The organism is Psychrobacter sp. FDAARGOS_221 (assembly GCF_002313155.2).
Classification (GTDB): domain Bacteria; phylum Pseudomonadota; class Gammaproteobacteria; order Pseudomonadales; family Moraxellaceae; genus Psychrobacter.
The window spans coordinates 1526140-1549914 of the sequence record NZ_NWFK02000001.1 but is presented as its reverse complement, the minus strand read 5'-3'; the positions used below and the strand labels follow the sequence as shown (position 1 = coordinate 1549914).

The window sequence follows — 23775 nt, the reverse complement described above, 5'->3', positions numbered from 1 at the left end:
ACGAGGCAGCTATGTCGATAATCAATCAGTCGCTAACCATACAACAATCGACAACAGAAAAAAAGTTAATGACGACAATCCGTCGTGGCCTACCTATGGTACTATTAACACTGGCACCGTTAGCGATGTCTGCGCCAAATATCGCCAATACAGCCCATGCTGCTGAATCTGCCACAACAGCTAGCAGTAGTGATAACAGTCATTTGGCAAAAAAGATAACCCCAAAATCTTGGCGTAATATCAGTGTTGACGCACTGCCTGAGAATATCCGTAATAGAACAAAAGTGGCGGTCAGTAATTATCCTTTATACCTGTTAAGTCAAGCCGTCACTAAAGGCGCGCCTGATGCCACCTTATTATTAGATCCAGGTGACGTAGGCCATCATGGCAGCTTAAGCCCAGGTGATATGAAGAACGTTCGTGACAGCCGTTATGTGGTTTGGTTTGGTAATGAGTTAGAGTCTAATCTGGTCAAATCTCTGGGTGGCAGCGCCAATAGCATCAGTCTATTTGAGCTAAATGTTTTTAATCGTCAGCCCTTGCGTGACGTCAAAGGCGAGCCAATCAAAGATACTTTAGATCCTCATATATGGTTAGATCCAGACAATGCCAAGGCCATTACTAGAGCATTGGGCGCTATCTTTAGTCGTGCCAATCCACAATATAAAGCATTATATGCTGATAATGTGCGCCAGTTTGCACAGCAGATGGATGAGGCTGTACGCCAGTCACAGTTGAAGGCAAGCACTGAGCAACCTTACTGGGCCTATCACGATGCTTTTCATTATATAGAGCCGACACTGCGGCTTAACATGGTTGGTGCGTTGACTACCGATCATCACTTGCCGCCTAAGGCCAGTCAATTTCATTGGTTAAGACAAAACCGACCTAAGCCTAAGATGTGTATGGTGCTACAGACCGACAGCAATCAAGGCGTATTAAGCAAATTAAAGCCTGTGACCAGCACCATCCAGCAAGAAGATATGAGTGGCTCTGATGACTTTTTAAGTGGCTGGCGAAGTTTAGCCCAAGATATCAATCAATGTATTGGTAGGGGTTAATGACATAGAAAGTTGAAGATACCGATCATTTTCAATCAATAGCCAAAAAAACGATTATTTCTGTCATTAATTAAACAGTTCATCAAATCGTTCATTAAATAGTGAATTATTTACTAGCCAAATCAGATTTAAATAGCAGTCAATTAGCAAAAGCCTGTGTGTAATGCATAGGCTTTTATTAAATTAATATTAATAAAATTTCAAACAAATAAAGTATTATTGATTAATAAAATAAAGGCCTGAAAGCAAATAAAATCCTACAGCCTTGATTACACAAGATATATAAAAACTATTTGACAAATACAACTTTTTTTCTTGCTTTACTATGACTGCATATCTATAATAGTTCGCGTTTTGTGTCATAGAATAGCTATGTTTACTCATTCAAATACGCCGTTACGCGCGTCGCAACGAAAAGAGCTGCAACGAATTAAGCTTAGACGACAAGCTCGGTTAAGATCGACTATGTTGCTGGCTATTATCGTGGTAACTTGGCTGGTAGATGCGACTCTAATAAAAAGTGACTTATTGGTAACCAAAGGTGCCACTTGTGGCGCGCTTATCAATTGGGCAGCACAGTCGGTTTTTGCTTGGTTTGTATTTAGATATACGGGTGCACAAGCAAAACATAGCATCGTTGGCCAGCTTTATCTTGGTCAAATAACCAAATGGATAGTAACGTTAGCTGGTTTTGCATTGGTCTTTTATGCAGCGTCACCACTTTCTGTAGGCGCAGTCATTTATGGGTTTGTACTCATGCAGCTTGCGCATTTTATTAGCCTATGGCGTATCCGATAAATGACACAACAGGCAGGACAAACAAAGGCGAAATCTTTAGGTAAATGTGATACATTATAATAAATTTATTATGTGTTTTTTACGCTATCTCTTGTTGTCTATCTGTTGTAAGAAAGTGAAAGTATAAGGCCATGATAACTATGTATAAATAGTGTGTGATAACTATGTATAAATAGTGTATGATACGTTGCAGTTTTATCCAGTATTTAAATTTACAGTCTAATTTTTATAATAATCCAGAAAAGGTTGTGTCAAAACTAAACGTTTTCTTTACACTTCTCTTTGCCTGCATTAATATAGAGATTGGTTTAAGCGCCAGGTTTATTTAGCAAAGTATAAGCATGAAATTTAATATTTTTTGCTAAATAAATTAATGGTTAACACAAACTTATAAGAAGCTTAGATTATGGCAGCTGAAATATCCTCGTCTGATTATATTGCACACCATTTAACTAACTGGACCTTTGGCTATTTGCCAGGTGAAGGCTGGAAAGTTGCTCATACTGCTGAAGAAGCAGGTAAAATGGGCTTTAATGCCATTCACTTGGATTCTATGCTTTGGTCAGTTGGACTTGGTGTTATATTTTGTGCCTTGTTTTGGTTCGTAGCAAAACGCGCAACTTCTGGGGTACCAGGCAAGTTACAAGCAGCAGTCGAAATGATTGTCGAGTTTGTTGATACAAACGTGCGTGACTCTTACAATGGTACGTCAAAACTGATTGCACCATTGGCATTAACTATCTTTGTGTGGATATTTTTGATGAACTTGATGGACTTAATGCCCATCGACTACATCCCAGTATTAGCACAGAAGATTGGTGCGGCGATGGGTTATGATCCACACCATGTCTACTTTAAAATTGTACCAAGTACAGATCCGAACGTGACGTTAGGCATGTCGTTCTCGGTATTTGCACTTATTATTTACTACAGTATCAAAGAAAAAGGCTTAGGCGGGTTTATCAGTGAATTAACACTACATCCGTTCAGTGCCAGCAACCCTATTGCAAAAATTATTTTAATTCCAATCAACTTTATCTTAGAATTTGTTACTTTAATTGCTAAACCAATTTCTCTTGGTCTGCGTTTATTCGGTAACATGTATGCAGGTGAGCTGATCTTTGTATTGATTGCCTTGATGCCATTTTGGATTCAGTGGGCATTATCAGTACCTTGGGCAATTTTCCATATCTTAGTTATTACACTTCAGGCGTTCGTATTTATGATGTTAACGATAGTATATCTATCACTAGCGTCACAAACCGAACATTAATCAAAAGTTATTTATAGGTAAATGAGGATACATCAATGGATCCAGTATTAGGTGGTTACACAGTTATCGCAGTTGCATTACTAATCGGTCTAGGCGCACTAGGCACAGGCATTGGTTTTGCTATCTTAGGTGGTAAGTTTCTAGAAGGCGTTGCACGCCAACCTGAGCTAGGCTCACAGTTGCAAACTCGCATGTTCATTGTCGCCGGTCTACTTGATGCGGTACCAATGATTGGTGTTGGTATTGCGATGTTATTATTATTCGCTAACCCTCTAGCTTAATTTAAACATCAGTGAGTCCTGTTGACCATTCGATGTAGCGTTTGACTTTTATCAGATACCGGATGGTCAATGATACTGATTTTTATTAATAAAGAGGTGATCGTGTGAATATTAATCTAACCCTAATCGGTCAGTCCATAGCGTTTGCAATTTTTGTCTTGTTTTGTATGAAGTTTATATGGCCATTCTTAATGGGTGCCATAAATGAACGTCAGCAAAAAATCGCAGAGGGTCTTAATGCTGCTGAAAAGGCAAAAGAAGATCTAGCAAGTGCTGAGAAATCAGCAGAAGAAGAACTTGCTACTGCTAAAGTAAAAGCTGCTGCCCTTATTGAACAAGCAAATAAGAGCGCAAACCAGCTTATTGAAGAAGCAAAAGCGCAAGCACAAGTGGAAGGCGAACGCATTCGTCAGCAAGCCCGTGAGTCGATCGATCTTGAGATCAGTCAAGCACGTGAGAGCTTACGCACTCAAGTTTCAGAACTTGCAGTACTAGGTGCTGAACAAATTTTAAAAGAAAAAATCGATATGCAGCAGCATGCCAGTATGCTAGATGAGTTGGCAGCTAAGCTTTAATCGAATGATGTCGATAGAGACAGTTAAGAACATTAAAGAGTTAAATAGATTAGGTAGGTAAGTTAGGTCATCAGTGGTTTTACAGCCCAGCTTATTTGTTATAAGTATTTTGTTGTCAGTGTTCGGTTATGGTCAAGGAGGCCCGTCCTCTTTTTTCTATAACTCAAGCTAACAATATCCTCCTTTAACAATTTTTTATGACGATCTATTGTTGGCATTGGCTTATTTGTGATTGAGCTGATTTATTCAGTTTTAAGCAGATAATCCTATTCGTTAACAGTTTGATTGTTAGTCAAAAATAAAGCATTGCTGTGAGTCAAGGTCGCATTTAAACAGCCGCTTATGATTATCACTGATACTTAAATTGGTTATCTTTTCTTATTTTACAAGTTCTTGAAACGTTCTATCTTATACATCAACATTAAAGCTAAGCACAATGGTTCAATTTATACTGGTTGAAAACATATATGCAGCTGGTCCATGAACTTACAATTGGTCAATACATATCATCTGGTTTGGTTTGTTTATACAAAGTTTTTCATACAAAATGTGGCTAAGAGGACATAATGGCTGAATTATCTACACTAGCGAGACCCTACGCCAAAGCAGCATTTGACTACGCACATGAAAACTCAGTCATTGGTGAATGGGTAGATTTCTTGCTGATCGCCAGCAACGTGGTCAGGGATTCTGCCTTTGTGCACATGTTAGACAACCCTGCTATTAATGCTGAGCAAAAAGCTGAGATGCTTGTTAACATCTATGATGAGCAAGTTACCTCTAATGAGCCAACGGCACTTAAGTCGTTGCTTTTTACTGCTCAAGGTCATAAAAGAGAAGGGCAGCCATCTGATTCACTTCCGGCCGCTACTACTCAAATCAAAAACTTTGTGCATCAATTGGCCGAACAGGAACGTTTAAGCTTAATACCTCAGGTATATGAGCAGTTTCTAATACTTCGTGCTGAAGCACTCAAAGAAGTCAACGCATATGTGACGTCTGCATATCCGCTAAGTGAGACACAGCGTGTCATGATTCAACAACGATTAGAACAATCGTTAAAAGCATCTGTTATTATTCATGAAGAGGTAGATCCTAGTTTATTAGCGGGTGCCACTATCAAAATTGGCGATAAGCTTGTTGATGACTCGGTGCGTGGAAAATTAAAACAGTTAAAAACACAGCTAACTGCTTAACGCATAATTAAAACTAATGAAAGTGGCTAAGGTTTATTTGCTAATTTGTAATCAAAGCTCACTATCATTAACGTGCTTTTATAGTGACTTTGAATATAAATGAATGGGTTACGAAAGCATCAATAAACCAGCGAGTAAGCAGGCAATCACAAATTAAAGGAAACAAGGCAATGCAACAATTGAATCCAGCAGAAATCAGTCAACTGATTAAGCAGCGAATTCAAGACCTTGATACGGGTGCAACCGCTAAAAATGAAGGCACTATTGTCAAAGTATCTGATGGTATTGTTCAGATTCATGGTCTTGAAGATGCGATGTACGGTGAGATGATTGAGTTTGAAGGCGATGTCTACGGTATGGCATTGAACCTTGAACAAGACTCAGTAGGCGCCGTTGTTTTAGGTGATTACCTAACCCTACAAGAAGGTCAAAAAGCTTACTGTACTGGCCGTATTCTTGAAGTTCCAGTAGGTCCTGAATTATTAGGCCGCGTCGTTGACGCTTTAGGTAACCCAATTGATGGTAAAGGCCCAATTGACGCAAAACTTACTGATAAAGTAGAAAAGATTGCGCCAGGTGTTATTGCTCGTCAATCAGTTGATCAGCCAGTAATGACCGGTTATAAAGCGGTTGATACCATGATTCCAATCGGTCGTGGTCAGCGTGAGCTTATCATTGGTGACCGTCAGACTGGTAAAACAGCAATGGCCATTGACGCTATCATCGCGCAGAAAGATTCTGGTATTAAGTGTGTGTACGTAGCCGTTGGTCAGAAACGTTCAACTATCGCTAACGTGGTTCGCAAACTAGAAGAGACTGGTGCACTAGCTTATACAACAGTTGTTGTGGCTTCAGCTTCTGAGCCAGCAGCACTTCAGTATATCGCTCCATACTCTGGTTGTACCATGGGTGAATACTTCCGTGACCGCGGTGAAGACGCATTAATCGTATATGATGATCTGTCAAAACAAGCGGTAGCGTATCGTCAAATTTCACTATTATTACGTCGTCCACCAGGTCGTGAAGCTTATCCAGGTGACGTATTCTATCTTCACTCACGTCTATTAGAACGTGCATCTCGTGTAAACGCAGATTATGTTGAAGAGTTCACCAAAGGTGAAGTAAAAGGCAAAACCGGTTCATTAACGGCATTGCCAATTATTGAAACCCAAGCGGGTGACGTATCTGCATTCGTACCAACCAACGTTATTTCAATTACTGACGGTCAGATCTTCTTAGAATCTAACCTATTTAACTCAGGTATTCGTCCTGCTGTTAACGCCGGTATTTCAGTATCTCGTGTTGGTGGTTCCGCTCAGACTAAGATTATCAAAAAGCTATCAGGCGGTATTCGTACAGCTCTAGCACAGTATCGTGAATTGGCTGCTTTTGCTCAGTTTGCATCAGATCTTGATGATGCAACTAAGAAACAGCTTGACCATGGTGAGCGTGTAACTGAGCTTATGAAACAGAAGCAGTATCAGCCAATGTCAATCGCTGAACAAGCTGCTGTTATCTATGCATCGAACGAAGGCTACTTAGCTGATATCCCAGTAGAAAAAATTGGTGCTTGGGAAGAAGCTTACCTACGTTACATGTTTGATGAGCAAGCAGACTTGATGAAAGAGATCAATGACACTGCAAACTATAATGATGATATTGCGGGCCGTTTAAAATCTTCAGTTGAAACCTTTTTACAAAACCACACGTTCTAATTTAATGGGTGCGACTGGCTAGGCTGGTCGCACTATTAAATAGTGTGAGCTTGTAAGTTGTCTGAGCTTAAGATTTAACCTCATTTAAACCCCGCCGAATTGGAAATGTTATGGCAAGTTTAAAAGAAATTCGTGCTAAGGTTACCAGCATTAAGAGTACGCAGAAGATTACGCGTGCGATGCAAATGGTTGCCGCCAGTAAAATGCGTCGTGCTCAAGAGCGTATGGAGATTGGTCGTCCTTATGCCGAGAGTATGCGTCGTGTGGTTTCCCACTTGGTCCATGCGTCTTCAGATTATAAACATCCCTATATGACTAGTCGCTCGGTAAACCGTGTAGGCTATATCTTAGTAACTTCTGATCGTGGTTTGGCTGGTGGCTTAAACATCAACTTGTTCAAACAGGTGATGCATCACGTACAAGACTATGAAAAGCAGTCAGTAGAAGCAGAATTTGCGGTTATTGGCTCAAAAGGCGTTAGCTTCTTCAAAAGCTTTGGTGGTAAAGTCACTTCAGCCGTTACTGACTATGGTGATAACCCATCATTCGAGCAGTTAAATGCCCCTGTGCAAGCGATGCTTGATGATTACGCCAAAGGCCACTTAGATCGTATCTACATTGTTTATAACAAGTTTGTGAATGCGATGACTCAGAAGCCAACTGTTAATCAGTTGGTGCCTTTACCTGAAGATGCGATTGATGACAGCTCTGGTGTACGTACTGAAACCAACTGGGATTATATCTATGAGCCAGATGTGAAGAGCTTAATTGATGGCTTACTAGGCCGTTATGTTGAGTCTATTGTCTATCAAGCGGTCATGGAAAATATTGCTTCAGAACAGTCAGCACGTATGGTTGCTATGAAAGCAGCAACTGATAACGCTGGTGACCTAATTAATGATTTACAGTTAGTTTATAACAAGCTGCGTCAAGCGGCAATTACCCGAGAGATTTCGGAGATTGTCGGCGGTGCTGCTGCTGTTTCCTAATTGACCCACTTATTTAGAAAGCCCATATTTTAGAAGTTCAAGGAGAACGCTATGAGTAGCGGTCGTATAGTACAGATTATTGGCGCAGTTATTGACGTCGAGTTTAACCGCACTGAAGTACCAAAAGTATATGATGCTTTGGTAGTTGATGGTACAGATACCACATTAGAAGTTCAGCAGCAGCTGGGTGATGGTGTTGTACGTACTATTGCCATGGGATCTACTGAAGGTCTGAAACGTGGTTTAACTGTTTCAAATACCAATGCGCCTATCACAGTTCCTGTTGGTGAAGCGACACTAGGTCGTATTATGGACGTTCTAGGCCGTCCTATTGATGAGCAAGGTCCTGTTAATTCAGAAGACCATTGGTCAATTCACCGTCAAGCCCCTTCTTACGATGAGCAGTCAAACAGTACTGACCTGTTAGAAACAGGTATTAAAGTAATTGACTTACTATGCCCATTCGCGAAAGGTGGTAAAGTTGGTCTGTTCGGTGGTGCCGGTGTTGGTAAAACCGTTAACATGATGGAGTTGATTAACAACATTGCTCTTAAACACTCAGGTTTATCAGTATTTGCTGGTGTGGGTGAGCGTACTCGTGAAGGTAACGACTTCTACCACGAGATGCAAGAAGCAGGCGTTGTTGATACTGAAAACTTCACCAACTCTAAAGTTGCGATGGTTTATGGTCAGATGAATGAGCCACCAGGTAACCGTTTACGTGTTGCACTAACTGGTTTGACCATGGCTGAGTACTTCCGTGATCAAAAAGATGAGAACGGTAAAGGTAAAGACGTTCTATTATTCGTTGATAACATCTATCGTTATACTCTAGCAGGTACTGAAGTATCAGCACTTCTAGGTCGTATGCCATCAGCGGTTGGTTATCAGCCAACACTAGCTGAAGAGATGGGTGTTCTTCAAGAACGTATTACATCAACTCAAACAGGTTCTATTACTTCTATCCAAGCGGTATACGTACCTGCGGATGACTTAACGGATCCATCACCAGCCACAACCTTCGCTCACTTAGACGCGACTGTTGTACTAAGCCGTGACATTGCTTCTCAAGGTATTTACCCAGCGGTAGATCCACTAGATTCAACCTCACGTCAGCTAGATCCATTAGTCATCGGTGAAGAGCACTATAACGTTGCTCGTGGTGTTCAGGAAGTTCTACAGCGCTATAAAGAGCTTAAAGACATCATCGCGATTCTAGGTATGGATGAGCTTTCAGAAGAAGATAAGATGGTTGTATACCGTGCGCGTAAGATCCAGCGCTTCTTATCACAGCCATTCCACGTTGCTGAAGTATTCACTGGTGCACCTGGTAAGTACGTATCATTACGTGACACCATTTCAAGCTTCCGTGATATCATCGAAGGCAAGTACGACGACTTACCTGAACAAGCATTCTACATGGTAGGTAGCATCGATGAAGCAGTGGCTAAAGCTGAGAAGTTAAAGTCTGCTGCCTAAGCAATTAGTGCTTAAGTAATCAGTAAATTTATTTAAATAATGAGTTAAAAACGGAGAGTCGCATGGCAACCTTACAGTGCCGAGTAGTCAGTGCTCGTGAAGAGATATATGCTGGTGAAATCAGTATGTTAATTGCGACGGGTAGTGAAGGTGAGCTAGGTATTCTAGCAGGACATACCCCGCTCATCACTCTATTAAAGCCGGGCTCAATGCGTATTCAAACACCAGATGGCAATGAAGAAGTAGTCTATGTCTCTGGTGGCGTTCTTGAGGTTCAGCCTAAGTTAGTCACTGTGCTTGCAGACACTGCCGTACGTGCCCACGACTTAGATGAAGCTAAGATTGTTGAAGCTCGTAAAAAAGCTGAGCAAATGCTGGTGAACCAATCGCAAACATTGCAAACCAATGCTGCCTTGGCATCACTTGCAGAATCTGTTGCACAGTTAGAGACACTGAAAAAGTACCGTAACCGTGCTTAAGTCGATAACACAAAAGTGTTAAATAGATACTGTTGAGCATGAAGTCTCAGCAATTTTAAATAAACAATAAAAAACAGCCTTACTCTAGGCTGTTTTTTTTGTTTAGAATTTCATATCATAAACATACTAATTACATTTAGTCTGAAAATTATATATACTGGGGGCGCACGGTTGTTTTAATATCAATAATTGAGCCTACATTAAGATAACCTATGATGACCACGGTTAAGATTTTAACTTTTTTAAGGAAATAATAATGTCTAATACTGAAGAAGAACAAACCCCACGAATTCTGATTGTTGAAGACGATGAACGTCTGGCGATGTTGACTCAGGATTACTTGGTTAAAAATGGTATGGATGTTGCTATAGAAACTGATGGTAACCGTGCTATTCGCCGTATCATTAATGAGCAACCAGATTTAGTTGTGTTAGATGTAATGTTACCTGGTAGTGATGGCTTAACGGTTTGTCGTGAAGTTCGTCCACACTATCATAGCCCAATCTTAATGCTAACTGCCCGTACCGAAGATATGGACCAAGTATTGGGTCTAGAGATGGGTGCAGATGATTATGTTGCTAAGCCTGCACAGCCACGTGTGTTATTAGCGCGTATCCGTGCCTTATTGCGCCGTTCTGAAAATGCACCATCTGAAGAGGTGCAACAGCGCCTAGAGTTTGGTGAACTGATTATTGATAACGGTGGCCGTTCAGTAACTCTAAATGGCGAGCTAGTTGACTTTACCAGTGCCGAGTATGACCTATTGTGGTTATTAGCCTCTAATGCTGGTCGTATTCTGTCACGTGAAGATATTTTCGAGCGTCTACGTGGTATTGAATATGATGGTCAAGACCGTTCGATTGACGTGCGTATTTCACGTATTCGTCCGAAGATTGGTGATGATCCAGAAAATCCAAAACGTATTAAAACCGTTCGCAGTAAAGGCTACTTATTCGTAAAAGAGGGTAGTTAAGCCCGAGCTGGAACCTAATGTACGCACAATCTATGATGGCTATGGTGTTATAAGTTATTTTTTAGATTGTTTGTGTTACAGAATAAGAAAGCCAGCTATGTAGCTGGCTTTTTTAAGTTAAAATGAAACTACTAAAAAAACGACTAAAAAAAGAAGTGTAATAAGCTGCCATATGCCAATCTTTTCATCCTTAAAACACAGTATCTTTTTGCGTATTTATGCTGGGCTGTTATTGGTCTGTTTGTTTGTGGCCATGTTTGCGCAATTATTAGTAGATACCATTAATAAAGAACGCATCCAAGCCTACCGCGAAAACGTCGCAACTGGGGCGTTATACCTTATTGGATCAGGGTTGCAGCAGCAGGCGTCTGAAACACAGCGTGAGTATTGGCTAAATGACATTAGCCAATTATTCGGTAATAGTTTTAGTATTGAGCCAGCCTCAGAAATCGACTTCAAAGCCAGTGAACTTAAGCGCTTAGAAGAAGAAAAAACGGTGGTGCGTTATGTTGCACAGCCCGCGCATGCCGATATCTTTCATCCTATCGAAGGTGAAGATAATGTCATTACTGTGCGTATCAGTAAAGTCACAGAGCAGCAAGTACGAGCGATGGCAGTGCTGTTACTCAACGATTTATCATATTATAAGGGGTTGCAAGCCAAGCGCGAGCGCCTGACTGAAATATCGGATAAATTTGCGTTCCCGCTGAGCATCGAAACCATTGAGCAGATGGAGTTAGATGACGACCAGATGCGCCGTTTAGAGCGTGATGAAGTGGTGATGCTATTCCGTGACAGTACCCGCACCGACGATTCTTCCATTAAGATTATTGCGCCATCTGAGCTAGAAGGCATGGTAGTGGTGATTGGTCCTGTCAGCCTGTTTAAGTGGTTCCCATTTAACCTAATTATTAGTGTGGTACTGATCAGTATGTTCCTGATTAGTTTGGGCGTCTATGCCTTAATTTTCCCACTAGAGCGTAAGCTACAGCTGATTCAGTCCGGTGTTAATGAGGTAGGCGAGGGTAACCTAGATACTCGAGTGCAAGTCGTTGGTCAAGATGAGATTGCGCGTTTGGCAGCGACCTTTAACGCCATGACTGAGCACATTAAGCGCTTGATTGAATCACAACGTGAGCTTACTCGAGCGGTATCACATGAGCTTAGAACGCCAGTTGCGCGTATTCGCTTTGCGGTAGATATGTTAGCTGATACCGATGATGAAGAATCACGTCAAATGCAGCGCGACTACATTGACGAGGACATCGAGTCACTCAACAGTCTCATTGATGAGATTTTGACTTACGCTAAGCTTGAAGAGGGCTCACCTAAGCTTGATCTTGAGCCAGTGAATCTGCGTGAATTGGTCGAGCAAATTGTGCGTGAAACCAATGCGTTAGGTAAGCCTATTGAAGTGATTGGTAATCCGCCGTCTGCCAAAGTTACTGCCGTTGCCGATAGACGCTACTTGCACCGTGTGGTTCAGAACTTGGCGGGTAATGCGCTGCGTTATGCCGAAACTAAGATTATCATCAGCGCTGGTGTACACAAGGGTGATGCCTTTGTCAGTGTTGAAGATGATGGTCACGGTATTCCTGAGGAAGACAGAGATAAAGTATTCGTACCTTTCGCACGCTTAGATGACAGCCGTACCAGAGCCTCAGGTGGTTATGGTCTGGGTCTGTCGATTGTGTCGCGTATTGCTTTCTGGTTTAACGGTAAAATGTCAGTCGATGAAAGCCCAGAGTTGGGCGGGGCACGCTTTATTATGCGTTGGCCAGTACGTCCGTTGACCCAGACTATCGCTGCCGATCAGTTGACGCAAGAGAAGGGCGAGCGCAAGATTATTGCTGATGATAAATAGTTAGTATGAGTAGTTAATTTTTAGGCTTATCGTTTTTTAAACATAGCTACATTTAAATCAAAAAAGCCAGAGCGTTTAATCGTCTCTGGCTTTTTTTATGGTTACTGACTGTGTTACTTATCAGCAGGTTGTGATTAACGCTTTGGTTGATCGTCCTGTTCATTCAGATGCTGTTCAGCTTGTGAAGCCTCATAATTAACGTCTGAGCTATTGTCTTCAGCATCAAAGCTATCATCTTCACTCAATGGCTTTAATTCCTGATCAGTGTCATCAGCGATATCGGCATCAGTCTCTTTTTCTGTAGGATCGACCGGTTCTGGAAGCGCTTGTTGTTTTTTCTCATCCTCTGATTCCTCTGGCAGGGTTTCAGACAACAGTGGAATACGCACGCATACTTGCAGTCCGCCCTCAGGATGGTTGATGGCTTCAACGGTACCGTGGTGCAGTGCTGTGATGCGCTGTACGATGGCTAGACCTAGACCACTACCTTGGGTAGTACGTGCCGACTCACCACGCTCAAACGGCTGCATAATGCGTTCTAGATGGTCATCTGCCACACCAGGACCACAGTCACGCACACAGATAATAAGCTGCTCTTTAGCGTTACGTACCATGCCTGGGGTAGAGACGGTGCTTTCCTCATCTTGATCGTGATTTTCATGAGCATTAAACGTCGGGTTAATGGTAGCGGTCAGATAAATTGGCGGCTTACCATAGCGCTGAGCGTTCACAATAAGGTTAATAATCAAACGCTTAATCGATAAAGGACGCACGGCGACTTTACGCAGACCTTCAGACTGATAAATGAATTCTAGCGGCGCAAACTGCACCATGACTTCGTTAAAGATACTATCAAGATCAGTGAGACTGACTGCTTCATCTGAGCCATCCTTCATAAATGAGATAAATTGTTCTAAAATGGCATCCATATCTTCGATGTCATAAATGAGACCCTCGCGGAAAAACTCGTCTGGTAGCATTTCTGCAGTCAAACGCATGCGGGTTAATGGCGTGCGCAGATCGTGTGAAATACCAGCAAGCATGATGGTACGCTCTTTTTGTGCTTGGCTTAACGTGGTAAACAGACGGTTAAACGCCATGTTAACCCGGCGAATTTCGGTGGTACCGGTTTTGGTTGGCAAGCTGGTTGCTGTGCCAAGGCGCATGTAGTTAGTCGCGGCTTGTTGTAGCTTACGCAGGGGTCGATTTAATTGACGTACCAGTAGTAAAATGGTAATTAATGTAAATAATGGGATGCCCAATATGAAGAAAGCGAAGGTGCTTGGACTGTATTGTGCATAAAATATAACAGGTTCACGTATCCAAAACTCTGGAGATGCTGTATCCTGAACCCAGAGCTGGGGTGTTGGTTTGAATTTAAAGTAGACCACACTCTCGCGACCGAGCTGCTGACTGATTTCTTTCTGAATAACATCGGTAAAGAATTCAGCCACAGCTTTATCTGAAACATCAGGAAACTCATTTGGATCATCAACGACCACGATATGGTTATTAGTGAGAATCCAATCGCTGACTTCCTCGTTGTCTGCCCAGTGTTCGCGGGTTGCTGTCACTAGTTTTAACTCAGTGGTTAAGTAACGCGCGTGGTTTTTTAACTCGGGTAGATACAAACTTCGCCAGAAAAACCAAATAGAGACAACCACGCTAATACTGACCATTAGCATCACTGCTATGGTAGTTTGCCAAGTGTTGGATCTGGGTTTTAAACTGAGCCGAGATAAAAAAGAACGAGATGAAGAGTTAGTCATTGGCAAAATCGCTTTATTATTTATGTCTATGTGGTAAAAGATTTAACGAGAGTTAATAATTTTATTAACTTTAAGGTTTCCAAGTCAGTAGTATTCTGATATAATTATGCCCTTTTTGGTATACCTACGGAAGAGAGAACTCAAATGGTTGTTATTCGTTTAGCACGGGGCGGTGCCAAAAAACGCCCATTCTATCAAGTTGTTGTAGCAGATCAACGTCGTTCACGCGATGGCCGTTACATCGAAAATCTAGGTTTTTATAACCCATTAGCGAAAGGTCAAGAAGTTGAACTTCGCTTAGATATGGAAGCTTATAATGCTTGGATCGAAAAAGGTGCACAGCCTTCAGATCGCGTTAAAGCACTAGCAAAAGGGTACAAGCCTGCAACTGAAGAAGCTTAAGACATATTTGTATTGTAATCGGTCTTCTGTTTAGATAGTACCGCATCGCAATACAGTTTTGAGTAATTCTTTTTTAATAAATATTGTGAATGCTTACATTCATAATGATTATCGTTGCTGAGTAAGTCTTATGACAACCCCAAACGCTGACAGTCTTATGCAAATAGGACAGCTAAAAAAACCATACGGCATTAAAGGCTGGTTATGGGTTTTTAGTGAAACTGAGGAGCGAGAAGCTATTTTTAGTTACTCACCTTGGTGGATGAAAACGGCAACAGGCTTTAAGCCTTTGACCGTCGTCAACTGGAGAAAGCAAGGATCTGGTATCGTGGCTCAGTTTGAGCAGATTCCTGATCGTAACGTTGCTGAAACCATGAATGGCGTGAGCATTTGGATTGACAAAGGCAGCTTACCTGCCACTGAAGAAGACGAGTATTACTGGTCCGATTTGGTTGGCCTAAGTGTGATTAACAAGCAACAGGAATGTCTAGGTCGCGTCAAAGAGCTGTTCGAAACCGGTGCCCATCCTATTATGAAGGTAGTACCGACTAGTGACAGTATCGATGATGAGCCACGACTCATTCCTTGGCATAAACAAACGGTCGGCGAAGTCGATTTGACTGCAGGACAGATGATTGTTGATTGGGAACGAGATTTTTAAGCCAACAACATAAGTTGATAATTTAGGTTAAAGCTTAATAATTAGTGTTCTAAATGTTCAATTAACTGCCTATTTTTTGACCCATTCATAAGATGGAGGTGACCTAATGTACTTTTCTGTCATCACCATTTTGCCAGAAATGTTTAGCGCTATTAGTGACTATGGTATTACTGGTAGAGCGGTTCAAAATAAGCAAGTAGTCATCGACTGTATAAATCCACGTGATTTTACGACTGATAATTATCGCCGTATAGATGAGCGCCCCTTTGGTGGCGGTCCCGGTATGGTGATGATGGCTGAGCCTTTGGCAAAAGCCATTAAATTTGCTAAGTCGCAAGCCAGTAAACATGGCTGCCGTACGCAAGCAGAACATTGTCCTGTAGTCTATTTATCCCCGCAAGGTGATAAGTTAGATGAAGAGACAGTGATTTCGTTGCGTGATTATGATGCCATGATCTTACTATGTGGTCGTTATGAAGGCATCGACGAGCGACTTTTGCAGCGTTATGTTGATATGGAAATCTCGATTGGAGATTTTGTATTAACCGGAGGTGAGCTACCTGCGATGGTGCTAATGGACAGTGTGATTCGGCGATTACCCGATGTGATGGGTGATGCAAAATCTGCTGAGCAAGACTCCTTTGTTGAAGGATTGCTTGATTGTCCACACTATACCAAGCCTCATGAATTTGAAGGTTTGGCGGTGCCAGAAGTTTTGTTATCTGGACATCATGCCAATATCGCAATGTGGCGCTTTACACAACAAGTCAATCGCACCAAACAAAGGCGACCTGACTTGTGGCAACAATTTACGCCAAACCCAGAGCAAGCCCGCTTGCTCAAAAAAGTGAACAAAAAGTAAAGGATGTATCCTAAAAGAGAAGGCCGATAGACCTTTTCTGGTTATAGTCTTTATTTTGACAGTCGCTTTAAAGCTTTTTCTTATTCCTGTTTCCATCTTTTGACTCTGACGGAGCAAAAGAGGTAATTATTATAAACGGGTGGTACGCGCCTTAGCCTATGCCATCCCATGTGAGGAGCAATCTCATGAGTAATGTACACCCATTAGTACAAGCAGTTGAAAATTCTCAACTATTAGAGCGTCCAAACTTCTCTACTGGTGATACGCTAGTGGTTCAAGTAAAAGTTCGTGAAGGTGAGCGTGAGCGTCTTCAGGCTTTTGAAGGTGTGGTTATCGCTAAGCGTAACCGTGGTTTGAATTCATCTTTCACCGTTCGTAAAATCTCAAGCGGTATCGGTGTTGAGCGTGCATTCCAGCTACATTCACCAATCATCCACAGCATTGAAGTGAAACGCCGTGGTGCCGTACGTCGTGCGAAACTTTACTACTTACGTGAGCGTTCAGGTAAATCTGCACGTATTCGTGAGAAGCTGTCTCTACGCCGTGAAGGTGTTCAGAGCAAAACTGATGCTGGCGTTCCAGACGCAACTGAAACAGCACCAGGTATTTAATTGAGTCGGTCTATTAAGACCTGACTATACTAGCTATCTGAACTAGTTATCTGAGTTAACAAAGCATTAAAGATAAGCGTTAAAATAGCAGATAACAAAAAACCTTCAGTCCAAATTGGGCTGGGGGTTTTTTTTGTATTTTATTCCAATAAATCAGTGTTTTAGTCTTAATTTCTACTCGTATTTTTTGTAAAGTTGGCTTACAATAAGGTAACAAGTGTACTGAATTGACACAACCTCCAATTCCAATCAGGGATGAAACTACCGTATAAGGAGATATTATGAATAAGGACTCAGGGCAGGCCTTTAACGACGATGTCACGCCTATCTCAGGCACTTATAAAGAACTCCATAAACCCAGCTCTAGCTTTGAAAGCCGTGATGCCTATCTGAATCATGAGCTTCAAATCATGCAGCCGAAGCGCTGGCGTCCCAACCTTCCTTTTCGCGACTACAATTTTGAATTTGAAGATACCATTCCTGCCTTAGCAGCGACGATTGGTAAAGTTGTGATGGTGGGGGCTATTGCAGCAACTTTCGCAGGTGCGCTAAATTTAGGTGATGCTTTCATCTTAGAAAACGTCCGTTATGAATTATTAATCGTGTCGTTTTTTGTTATTTTATTCTCTGGTTTCATTCTACCCACTGCGAACTTAGCAGGGACGCACGGTCCGCTTATTCCACTAATTCCGATTGTGGTATTAGCCGGAGGTCACCCAATGGCCTTTGGTTTATTAATTGGTCTATTTGGTTTAATACTGGCGATCAGTAAGGGTGGTAGTTTGCTCGCTAACTTGACCAGTAAAGGGGTGTGTGGGGGACTACTGCTGTACCTCGGGTTTATTGGAACCACTTCGCAAGTTTCTAAACTATTGGCATGGTCTGAAGATATCAATATGCCGCATATCGCGTTTATTGTTATTTTAGGCACCATCGTGTTGTATGCGATTCTAGAGAACTACCAAAAACGCTGGTTGGCAGTACCATTAAGCTGTTTCTTAGGTGGTTGTACCGCTTATCTGTTAGGCGCACCTTTTCATTTTGAAACTGGTCCAGGTATGCCAGAATTGAGCCCTATGTATTGGTGGGGTGAGAACACAGGTTGGATGCTAGGTTTGCCTAACCTTGAAAGCTTTATGGTTGTACTACCTTTTGCGGTACTGGCAGTTGCTATGTGGTCGCCTGATTTCTTAGGTCACCAGGTATTCCAAAAGATCAGTTATCCAAAGCGCACTGAGCGTGTGATCATGGACATTGACGATACTATGGCCAGTGCTTCAGTACGTCAGGTTGTCGGTTCTGTGCTAGGTGGCGCTAACTTTACCTCATCTTGGGGTACTTATATTGTACCGGCAGCTATTGCCAAGCGTCCGATTCCAGCTGGTGCGATTTTAACTGGTTTATTCTGTATCATTGCTGCAGTTTGGGGCTATCCAATGGACTTAGCTATTTGGGAGCCTGTGATGTGTGTGGCGTTAGTTGTGGGTGTATTTATTCCACTTCTAGAAGCGGGTATGGAAATGACACGTGAAGGTAAAACCACTCAGTCTGCTGCTATTGTTGTTTTCGCATCAGCTTTGGTTAATCCAGCCTTTGGTTGGTCATTGACCGTGTTACTTGATAATATGGGTCTGATTGGTTCTAAAGAGCGTAGTGCTGGCCTAAGCCGCATGAGCCGTTGGATTATTCCAGCCTTTATGTTCATCTTATTGACAGCGGTGATGGCAATGGTCGGTATGTTGCCAGGTATCCCAGCATTAATGTCGAGCTTTAGACATTAATAGGTCTACCTAGAGTTGCTCATATTGATTTCTCATTTTGAGTGACAGCACTCAGTTAGGCAGATATGCTGAAACCACATAAGTTATAGATAAAATAAAAAAGCTGGCCTTGGTGCCGGCTTTTTTTAATCCACTGCTAACTTGCTCAGCCAATTGCTTTAGCTCATTATGACAACATTACTTTACTGCTCACCAAGTAGTTGTTTGTGCAAAAGTTGCTTATAAGCACATCAGATATGAAATCAAGGACACCTATCATGAGAAGAATACTGGCCATAGCGCTGATTATTTTTGGCATGGCTGCCATTACTGGTGGCATTGTACTGTTATACACCCTAAAAACTGCCTAGAGCATGGTCGCTAATAGGTTTTATTTATAATCGACAGTATAGTGCTTTGAAGCGATACAGCCTTGCATCTGACTGTTGCTAATCTGTGTCACTGCTTGTAATAGCGGTGATGTCGCCCCATTAATAAGCATATACACCCATTTATTATTTGGTAAGCCATGGTTAATAAATCTGCATCAGCAGTTGATGATAAACAAGCCCGTCTTAAACATATGATTAAGCGTCTGCCAAATTTACCCGGCGTCTATAAAATGCTCGGTAAAAATGGCGACATTCTGTATGTGGGCAAAGCAAAGTCACTTAAGAGCCGAGTTAATAGTTATTTTGCAAAGACTATTGATCATCCCAAGACACGTGCACTGGTATCACGCATACACAATATCGACACCATTATTACCCGCGGCGAGACTGAAGCCTTGCTGCTTGAGCAAAACTTAATCAAGGAGCATCGTCCGCCTTATAACGTCTTGCTGCGTGATGATAAGTCCTATCTGTATGTCTTTATTTCTGCTGATAAGCCGTTTCCACGATTGGCTTATGGACGCGGTAAAGCCAAACATCAAAAGGGTAAGTTCTTTGGCCCTTATCCCTCTGCTTATGCGGCAAAAGAGACGCTGACCTTGATGCAAAAGATGTTTCAAATGCGTCAATGTACCAATACCTTTTTCCGTCAGCGCAAACGCCCTTGCTTAGAGTATCAAATCAAACGCTGCCGAGCGCCTTGCGTGGGCTTAGTGACGCCAGAAGAATATGCAGAAGATGTTAATAACACCATCCGCTTTTTAAAAGGTGAGTCGAGCGACATTCACCAAGTATTAATTAATAAGATGGAAGCTGCCGCTGAAGAGATGGCGTTTGAAAAAGCGGCGTTATATCGAGACCAACTGTCGATGCTGCGTGAAGTGCAATCGCGACAAGCGGTGTATACCGTTGCTGGTGAGGCTGACGTGATCTCTATAGCCAGTCAAGCAGGCATTACCTGTGTCAACGTATTGACTGTGCGTGGTGGACGGGTATTGGGTGGTAAGAACTACTTCCCTGACGTGGATAGCAGTGAACCACTAGCAGACAATCTATCGGCCTTTATTAGCTCGTTCTACTTTCAGGTCACGGATGACTTGCCACCAGAAATTATTATTAGCCATGAGCTACCGGATCAAGAAGCTTTGCAGCAAGCATTAATGACTCACTTTGACAGTAAAACAGTGATTAAGACTGTGGTGCGTGAGCATCGAGCAGAGTGGTTGGACTTGGCTAAATTAAATGCCAATAATGCGCTAAAAACCAAACTCGGTGATTATCTAGAGCTACATGCCAGATTTAGCGCCTTAAAAGAAGTACTTGAGCCGGTCAGCCAGAGTAATATCAGTACCATTGAGTGCTTTGATATCTCGCATACCATGGGTGAGGCGACCATTGCCAGTTGTGTGGTATTTGACCAAGGTGGGGCGCGCAAGCGTGATTACCGTCAATATGCGATTCATGGCGTGCAAGACGGTGATGATTATGCAGCGATGGCGCAAGCCTTGACCCGCCGCTATAAAAAGCATCCATTACCCGATATCTTACTGGTAGATGGCGGTAAAGGGCAGCTGAATATGGCCAAAGAGGTACTCACTGAACTGGGTATCTTAAATGAAACGCTGCTAATTGGTGTGGCCAAAGGCGAGGGTCGTAAAGCTGGGCTTGAGGTACTGCACTTTATTGAGCATGAGCCTTTAGACTTACCGATGGACTCAAAAGCGCTGCATTTAATTATGAATATCCGTGATGAAGCGCACCGCTTTGCGATTACCGCGCACCGTAAAAAGCGTGATAAGCGCCGCTCATCTTCGGTATTAGAAGCTATTCCAGGCCTAGGTGAGAAGCGTCGCCGTGATTTGCTGAATCACTTTGGTGGGTTACAGCAACTATTGGGTGCTTCTCAGCAAGAGCTAGAGGGTGTAAAAGGCATCGGTAAAGTCATGGCCAATACCATCTATAAGGTATTGCATGAATAAAGACCGGTATAGCTTACAAGCAGGATAAAATAGATAAACAAGATGCAAAATACAAAAAGTGCCACACAAGTGGCACTTTTTTAATATTAGCTGCTTTTATTTTAAACTTTTAAGCCCGTCTGTTTGGTTTTGGCTCGGCTTATTTGTTAGATTGTTCATTAAGGCGGCTATTAATCGCCTCACGCAACCAAGCTTTCAGGTCTTCAGACATACTACTCAATTGTTCACTTAGATAGTCATCAATACTACGCTCTAAACCTTTGATAAACTCAGCATCGACTTCACCTTGGCTCTGCTCAAAGGCAAAGGCAGGTGGCGCGGAGCTTGATACTGGGTTGGTTGAGACAGAGTTATCGTCTACTGTATCAACGGCAGTTGCAGGTGCCGGTTCAGTTTCAACCACACCGGCGTTACTTTCTTCCGTGTCTGTTTCGACATCAGCGCTATTATCGCTTTCGATATCACTTTCAATGCCATTTTCAGTTTCAACAGCGGTTTCATTATTTGATGACTCAAGCTCATCGATATCCACATCAAAGGTCTGTTCTGAATCCGCGTCGGCTAAAGCCATCGAAGCGTGGTCAGCATCTGCAGTATCAGATAGTGTTTGTGCTTCTTCAGCAGCTTGCTGTTCCGCCAGTGCCTGCTCTTCAGCCAGCGCTTGTCGTTCTGCTGCTAATTGGCTGTATAGCTCATCAAGATGAGCGTCTAAGTCGGGCACGCTAAACTGAAAATCTTGCAAGTCGGTTTCTACATCTAACAGACGAACGATGTCATCCAGCCTTTGTATTAATGCACTTTTAATTTCTGCAGGCGTATCAATCCAGCGCTGTGAGAATTGATGCGAGAAAGCAACTTGGGTCATCTAAAGGTGTCTCCGTGTCGGAATGAGTTGATACTGATGCGAATAGCTGACTAATAATGAGTAACTGGCTAATAATATAGTCTATTTATTGCAAAAGTACAAAGTACCACGATGAATAAAGGCGCAACAAGGTATTTATTATCACTGATTTATTGTAATCAGCGGTTTTAAAATACCTTTTGCGCCTATGTTATGCAATGTTGCTGTTGATTGATAATGGGGGAATGGTCTATTACTGCTGCCAACGCGCAAACAATAACGAGCCATTGGTACCGCCAAAGCCAAAGCTATTCGATAACGCATAGTTGAGGTCAGACACAGAACGCGCCTTATAAGGAACATAGTCTAAACGGCACTGCTCATCGACATTATCTAAATTAATGGTCGGCGGTATGATTTGCTCTTGCAGTGCCATCACCGTAAAGATGGCTTCTACTGCACCTGCGGCACCCAGTAAGTGACCCGTCATAGACTTAGTTGAGCTGACCAACGGCATTTGAGGGCACTGGCTAAATAAACCTTCAATGGCTTGCGACTCTGCAATATCACCGACAGGTGTACTGGTGCCATGCGCATTAACATAACCGACTTCACAAGCATCAATACCGGCATCATTAATAGCGGTTTGCATCGCTCGAGCGGCGCCATCACCATCGGTTGGTGGCGCTGTAATATGGTGCGCGTCATCACTCATGCCAAAGCCAACCAGCTCTGCTAAAATCGTCGCACCACGAGCTTTGGCGTGGGCCAAGCTTTCTAATACTAGGACGCCAGAGCCATCACCGAGAACAAAGCCGTCTCTGTCTTTATCAAAAGGTCGGCTGGCACGAGTAGGGTCATCATTGCGCGTAGACAGTGCGCCCATAGAGGCAAAACCGGCCATACCCAAGTTACTTGAGCCTTTCTCACTGCCGCCCGCTAGCATAACATCACAATCACCATAGGCAATCAAACGTGCTGCTAGACCAATGGCATGTGCTGCAGAGGTACAAGCTGTCGCAGTGGCTAAGTTAGGACCGCGTAAGCCATGCTTGATGGCTACCATACCTGAGGCCATATTGATAATAGAGCCAGGTAAGCAAAAAGGAGATACTCGGCGTGGGCCTTTTTGAGCCAAAGTATCACGGTTGTCTTCAATGGTTTGAATACCGCCAATACCTGAGCCAATGATGACACCAATGCGGTTTGGGTCGACATTTTCTACCAGTGCAGGCTCTGCAGATACGCCATCAATAAATCCGGCTTGCTTCAGTGCCATACTGGCTGCGGCTATACCATAATGCACAAACGTATCATAGCGGCGCGCTTCTTTGGTTGCCATATACTGGCTGGCATCAAAGCCTTCGATACTACCTGAGAACTGAGTACGGTAATCGGAGGCATCAAAGTGAGTAATGGGCTTGATACCACTTTCGCCATTGATAAGACGTTGCCAAGTAGTGGCGACATCCAATCCCAAAGGCGTGATCGCACCCATACCAGTAATGACCACACGCTGATGATCATCACGCTCGAAGTGTGCAGGCTTGGTTGGTGTGGTGCTGTTTTTGACGTTTGATACGGGCTGACTCATGATGTTACTGCCTTATAACTTAGTCTTAATGCTAATGTAGTCCTAGTTTTATTATCTAGTTTTGTTGTTATGGTCATGCAGGTGTTACTACTAAATCGGTAGCGCTATGGTTGATAACGCTACTTTCTATTGTTAAAACACTGTTCAAAACATTTTATTGTTCAAAGCACTTTATTATTAACGATACTTTTTTCTAACGATATTTTATCTTTCTAACA

At 42.6% G+C, this 23775-nt stretch carries 21 protein-coding genes; 18 read left to right on the top strand and 3 right to left on the bottom strand.

Annotation, left to right across the window (positions count from 1 at the left end):
- Nucleotides 1-11: 11 nt before the first annotated feature.
- From A6J60_RS06455 to A6J60_RS06400, 12 genes are all read left to right on the top strand, one after another.
- Nucleotides 12-1061: a metal ABC transporter substrate-binding protein gene (locus A6J60_RS06455; protein ID WP_227526082.1), complete on the top strand. Its 1050-nt coding sequence runs from the start codon at nt 12-14 to the stop codon at nt 1059-1061.
- 372 nt (nt 1062-1433) lie between these two features.
- Complete coding sequence (locus A6J60_RS06450; RefSeq protein ID WP_096065251.1) at nt 1434-1859, top strand: ATP synthase subunit I; 426 nt, start codon at nt 1434-1436, stop codon at nt 1857-1859.
- Between the two features lie 406 nt (nt 1860-2265).
- Nucleotides 2266-3132: a F0F1 ATP synthase subunit A gene (gene atpB, locus A6J60_RS06445; protein ID WP_096065250.1), complete on the top strand. Its 867-nt coding sequence runs from the start codon at nt 2266-2268 to the stop codon at nt 3130-3132.
- 35 nt (nt 3133-3167) lie between these two features.
- Nucleotides 3168-3413 (top strand): F0F1 ATP synthase subunit C, encoded by a 246-nt coding sequence (atpE, locus tag A6J60_RS06440; RefSeq protein WP_096065249.1) that lies wholly within the window; start codon nt 3168-3170, stop codon nt 3411-3413.
- A gap of 104 nt (nt 3414-3517) precedes the next feature.
- Complete coding sequence (locus tag A6J60_RS06435) at nt 3518-3988, top strand: F0F1 ATP synthase subunit B (RefSeq protein WP_096065248.1); 471 nt, start codon at nt 3518-3520, stop codon at nt 3986-3988.
- A 566-nt stretch (nt 3989-4554) separates the two neighbouring features.
- Nucleotides 4555-5184: a F0F1 ATP synthase subunit delta gene (locus A6J60_RS06430; protein ID WP_096065247.1), complete on the top strand. Its 630-nt coding sequence runs from the start codon at nt 4555-4557 to the stop codon at nt 5182-5184.
- A 170-nt stretch (nt 5185-5354) separates the two neighbouring features.
- A complete protein-coding gene (gene atpA, locus A6J60_RS06425) occupies nt 5355-6899 on the top strand; it encodes a F0F1 ATP synthase subunit alpha (protein ID WP_096065246.1) in 1545 nt (514 codons plus the stop codon).
- Between the two features lie 110 nt (nt 6900-7009).
- Complete coding sequence (atpG, locus tag A6J60_RS06420) at nt 7010-7888, top strand: F0F1 ATP synthase subunit gamma (RefSeq protein ID WP_096065245.1); 879 nt, start codon at nt 7010-7012, stop codon at nt 7886-7888.
- A gap of 51 nt (nt 7889-7939) precedes the next feature.
- A complete protein-coding gene (atpD, locus tag A6J60_RS06415; protein WP_096065244.1) occupies nt 7940-9367 on the top strand; it encodes a F0F1 ATP synthase subunit beta in 1428 nt (475 codons plus the stop codon).
- 62 nt (nt 9368-9429) lie between these two features.
- Nucleotides 9430-9846, top strand: coding sequence for a F0F1 ATP synthase subunit epsilon (locus A6J60_RS06410; RefSeq protein ID WP_096065243.1), 417 nt, complete (start codon nt 9430-9432; stop codon nt 9844-9846).
- A 256-nt stretch (nt 9847-10102) separates the two neighbouring features.
- Nucleotides 10103-10819 carry a response regulator gene (locus A6J60_RS06405; protein ID WP_096065242.1) on the top strand — a complete coding sequence of 239 codons (717 nt, stop codon included), beginning with the start codon at nt 10103-10105 and terminating at the stop codon, nt 10817-10819.
- A gap of 172 nt (nt 10820-10991) precedes the next feature.
- Nucleotides 10992-12683 (top strand): ATP-binding protein, encoded by a 1692-nt coding sequence (locus A6J60_RS06400; protein ID WP_096065241.1) that lies wholly within the window; start codon nt 10992-10994, stop codon nt 12681-12683.
- 134 nt (nt 12684-12817) lie between these two features.
- Here the strand turns inward: A6J60_RS06400 and A6J60_RS06395 are convergent, their stop codons facing one another.
- Nucleotides 12818-14452, bottom strand: coding sequence for an ATP-binding protein (locus tag A6J60_RS06395; protein WP_227526081.1), 1635 nt, complete (start codon nt 14450-14452; stop codon nt 12818-12820).
- A gap of 144 nt (nt 14453-14596) precedes the next feature.
- Between A6J60_RS06395 and rpsP the strand changes: the two genes are divergently transcribed.
- From rpsP to uvrC, 6 genes are all read left to right on the top strand, one after another.
- Complete coding sequence (gene rpsP, locus A6J60_RS06390; RefSeq protein ID WP_096065240.1) at nt 14597-14854, top strand: 30S ribosomal protein S16; 258 nt, start codon at nt 14597-14599, stop codon at nt 14852-14854.
- 130 nt (nt 14855-14984) lie between these two features.
- The gene (gene rimM, locus A6J60_RS06385) at nt 14985-15515 is read left to right on the top strand and encodes a ribosome maturation factor RimM (RefSeq protein ID WP_096065239.1); all 531 of its coding nucleotides are present in this window, start codon (nt 14985-14987) and stop codon (nt 15513-15515) included.
- Between the two features lie 106 nt (nt 15516-15621).
- Nucleotides 15622-16377, top strand: coding sequence for a tRNA (guanosine(37)-N1)-methyltransferase TrmD (gene trmD / locus A6J60_RS06380; RefSeq protein ID WP_096065238.1), 756 nt, complete (start codon nt 15622-15624; stop codon nt 16375-16377).
- 185 nt (nt 16378-16562) lie between these two features.
- Nucleotides 16563-16988: a 50S ribosomal protein L19 gene (rplS, locus tag A6J60_RS06375; protein ID WP_096065237.1), complete on the top strand. Its 426-nt coding sequence runs from the start codon at nt 16563-16565 to the stop codon at nt 16986-16988.
- A 281-nt stretch (nt 16989-17269) separates the two neighbouring features.
- The gene (locus tag A6J60_RS06370; protein ID WP_096065236.1) at nt 17270-18769 is read left to right on the top strand and encodes a DUF3360 family protein; all 1500 of its coding nucleotides are present in this window, start codon (nt 17270-17272) and stop codon (nt 18767-18769) included.
- 508 nt (nt 18770-19277) lie between these two features.
- On the top strand, nt 19278-21119 hold the full coding sequence (gene uvrC, locus A6J60_RS06365) for an excinuclease ABC subunit UvrC (protein WP_096065235.1): 1842 nt from the start codon (nt 19278-19280) through the stop codon (nt 21117-21119).
- Nucleotides 21120-21258: 139 nt separating this feature from the next.
- On the opposite strand, the gene A6J60_RS06360 is transcribed toward uvrC, so the two are convergent.
- Together A6J60_RS06360 and fabF are read right to left on the bottom strand one after the other, a co-directional pair.
- Nucleotides 21259-21984: a hypothetical protein gene (locus A6J60_RS06360; RefSeq protein WP_096065234.1), complete on the bottom strand. Its 726-nt coding sequence runs from the start codon at nt 21982-21984 to the stop codon at nt 21259-21261.
- Between the two features lie 232 nt (nt 21985-22216).
- The gene (gene fabF, locus A6J60_RS06355; RefSeq protein ID WP_096065233.1) at nt 22217-23557 is read right to left on the bottom strand and encodes a beta-ketoacyl-ACP synthase II; all 1341 of its coding nucleotides are present in this window, start codon (nt 23555-23557) and stop codon (nt 22217-22219) included.
- Nucleotides 23558-23775 lie beyond the last annotated feature (218 nt).

What these genes read in the sequence shown, in the direction of transcription:
- atpE (WP_096065249.1), top strand. Translation starts at nt 3,168, where the DNA reads ATGGATCCAGTATTAGGTGGTTACACAGTTATCGCAGTTGCATTACTA.
- rplS (WP_096065237.1), top strand. Translation starts at nt 16,563, where the DNA reads ATGAGTAATGTACACCCATTAGTACAAGCAGTTGAAAATTCTCAACTA.
- trmD (WP_096065238.1), top strand. Translation starts at nt 15,622, where the DNA reads ATGTACTTTTCTGTCATCACCATTTTGCCAGAAATGTTTAGCGCTATT.
- A6J60_RS06405 (WP_096065242.1), top strand. Translation starts at nt 10,103, where the DNA reads ATGTCTAATACTGAAGAAGAACAAACCCCACGAATTCTGATTGTTGAA.
- A6J60_RS06455 (WP_227526082.1), top strand. Translation starts at nt 12, where the DNA reads ATGTCGATAATCAATCAGTCGCTAACCATACAACAATCGACAACAGAA.
- A6J60_RS06410 (WP_096065243.1), top strand. Translation starts at nt 9,430, where the DNA reads ATGGCAACCTTACAGTGCCGAGTAGTCAGTGCTCGTGAAGAGATATAT.
- fabF (WP_096065233.1), bottom strand. Translation starts at nt 23,557, where the DNA reads ATGAGTCAGCCCGTATCAAACGTCAAAAACAGCACCACACCAACCAAG.
- atpG (WP_096065245.1), top strand. Translation starts at nt 7,010, where the DNA reads ATGGCAAGTTTAAAAGAAATTCGTGCTAAGGTTACCAGCATTAAGAGT.
- rimM (WP_096065239.1), top strand. Translation starts at nt 14,985, where the DNA reads ATGACAACCCCAAACGCTGACAGTCTTATGCAAATAGGACAGCTAAAA.
- A6J60_RS06450 (WP_096065251.1), top strand. Translation starts at nt 1,434, where the DNA reads ATGTTTACTCATTCAAATACGCCGTTACGCGCGTCGCAACGAAAAGAG.
- A6J60_RS06360 (WP_096065234.1), bottom strand. Translation starts at nt 21,984, where the DNA reads ATGACCCAAGTTGCTTTCTCGCATCAATTCTCACAGCGCTGGATTGAT.
- A6J60_RS06400 (WP_096065241.1), top strand. Translation starts at nt 10,992, where the DNA reads ATGCCAATCTTTTCATCCTTAAAACACAGTATCTTTTTGCGTATTTAT.
- atpD (WP_096065244.1), top strand. Translation starts at nt 7,940, where the DNA reads ATGAGTAGCGGTCGTATAGTACAGATTATTGGCGCAGTTATTGACGTC.
- A6J60_RS06395 (WP_227526081.1), bottom strand. Translation starts at nt 14,452, where the DNA reads ATGACTAACTCTTCATCTCGTTCTTTTTTATCTCGGCTCAGTTTAAAA.
- atpB (WP_096065250.1), top strand. Translation starts at nt 2,266, where the DNA reads ATGGCAGCTGAAATATCCTCGTCTGATTATATTGCACACCATTTAACT.
- A6J60_RS06430 (WP_096065247.1), top strand. Translation starts at nt 4,555, where the DNA reads ATGGCTGAATTATCTACACTAGCGAGACCCTACGCCAAAGCAGCATTT.
- A6J60_RS06370 (WP_096065236.1), top strand. Translation starts at nt 17,270, where the DNA reads ATGAATAAGGACTCAGGGCAGGCCTTTAACGACGATGTCACGCCTATC.
- atpA (WP_096065246.1), top strand. Translation starts at nt 5,355, where the DNA reads ATGCAACAATTGAATCCAGCAGAAATCAGTCAACTGATTAAGCAGCGA.
- uvrC (WP_096065235.1), top strand. Translation starts at nt 19,278, where the DNA reads ATGGTTAATAAATCTGCATCAGCAGTTGATGATAAACAAGCCCGTCTT.
- rpsP (WP_096065240.1), top strand. Translation starts at nt 14,597, where the DNA reads ATGGTTGTTATTCGTTTAGCACGGGGCGGTGCCAAAAAACGCCCATTC.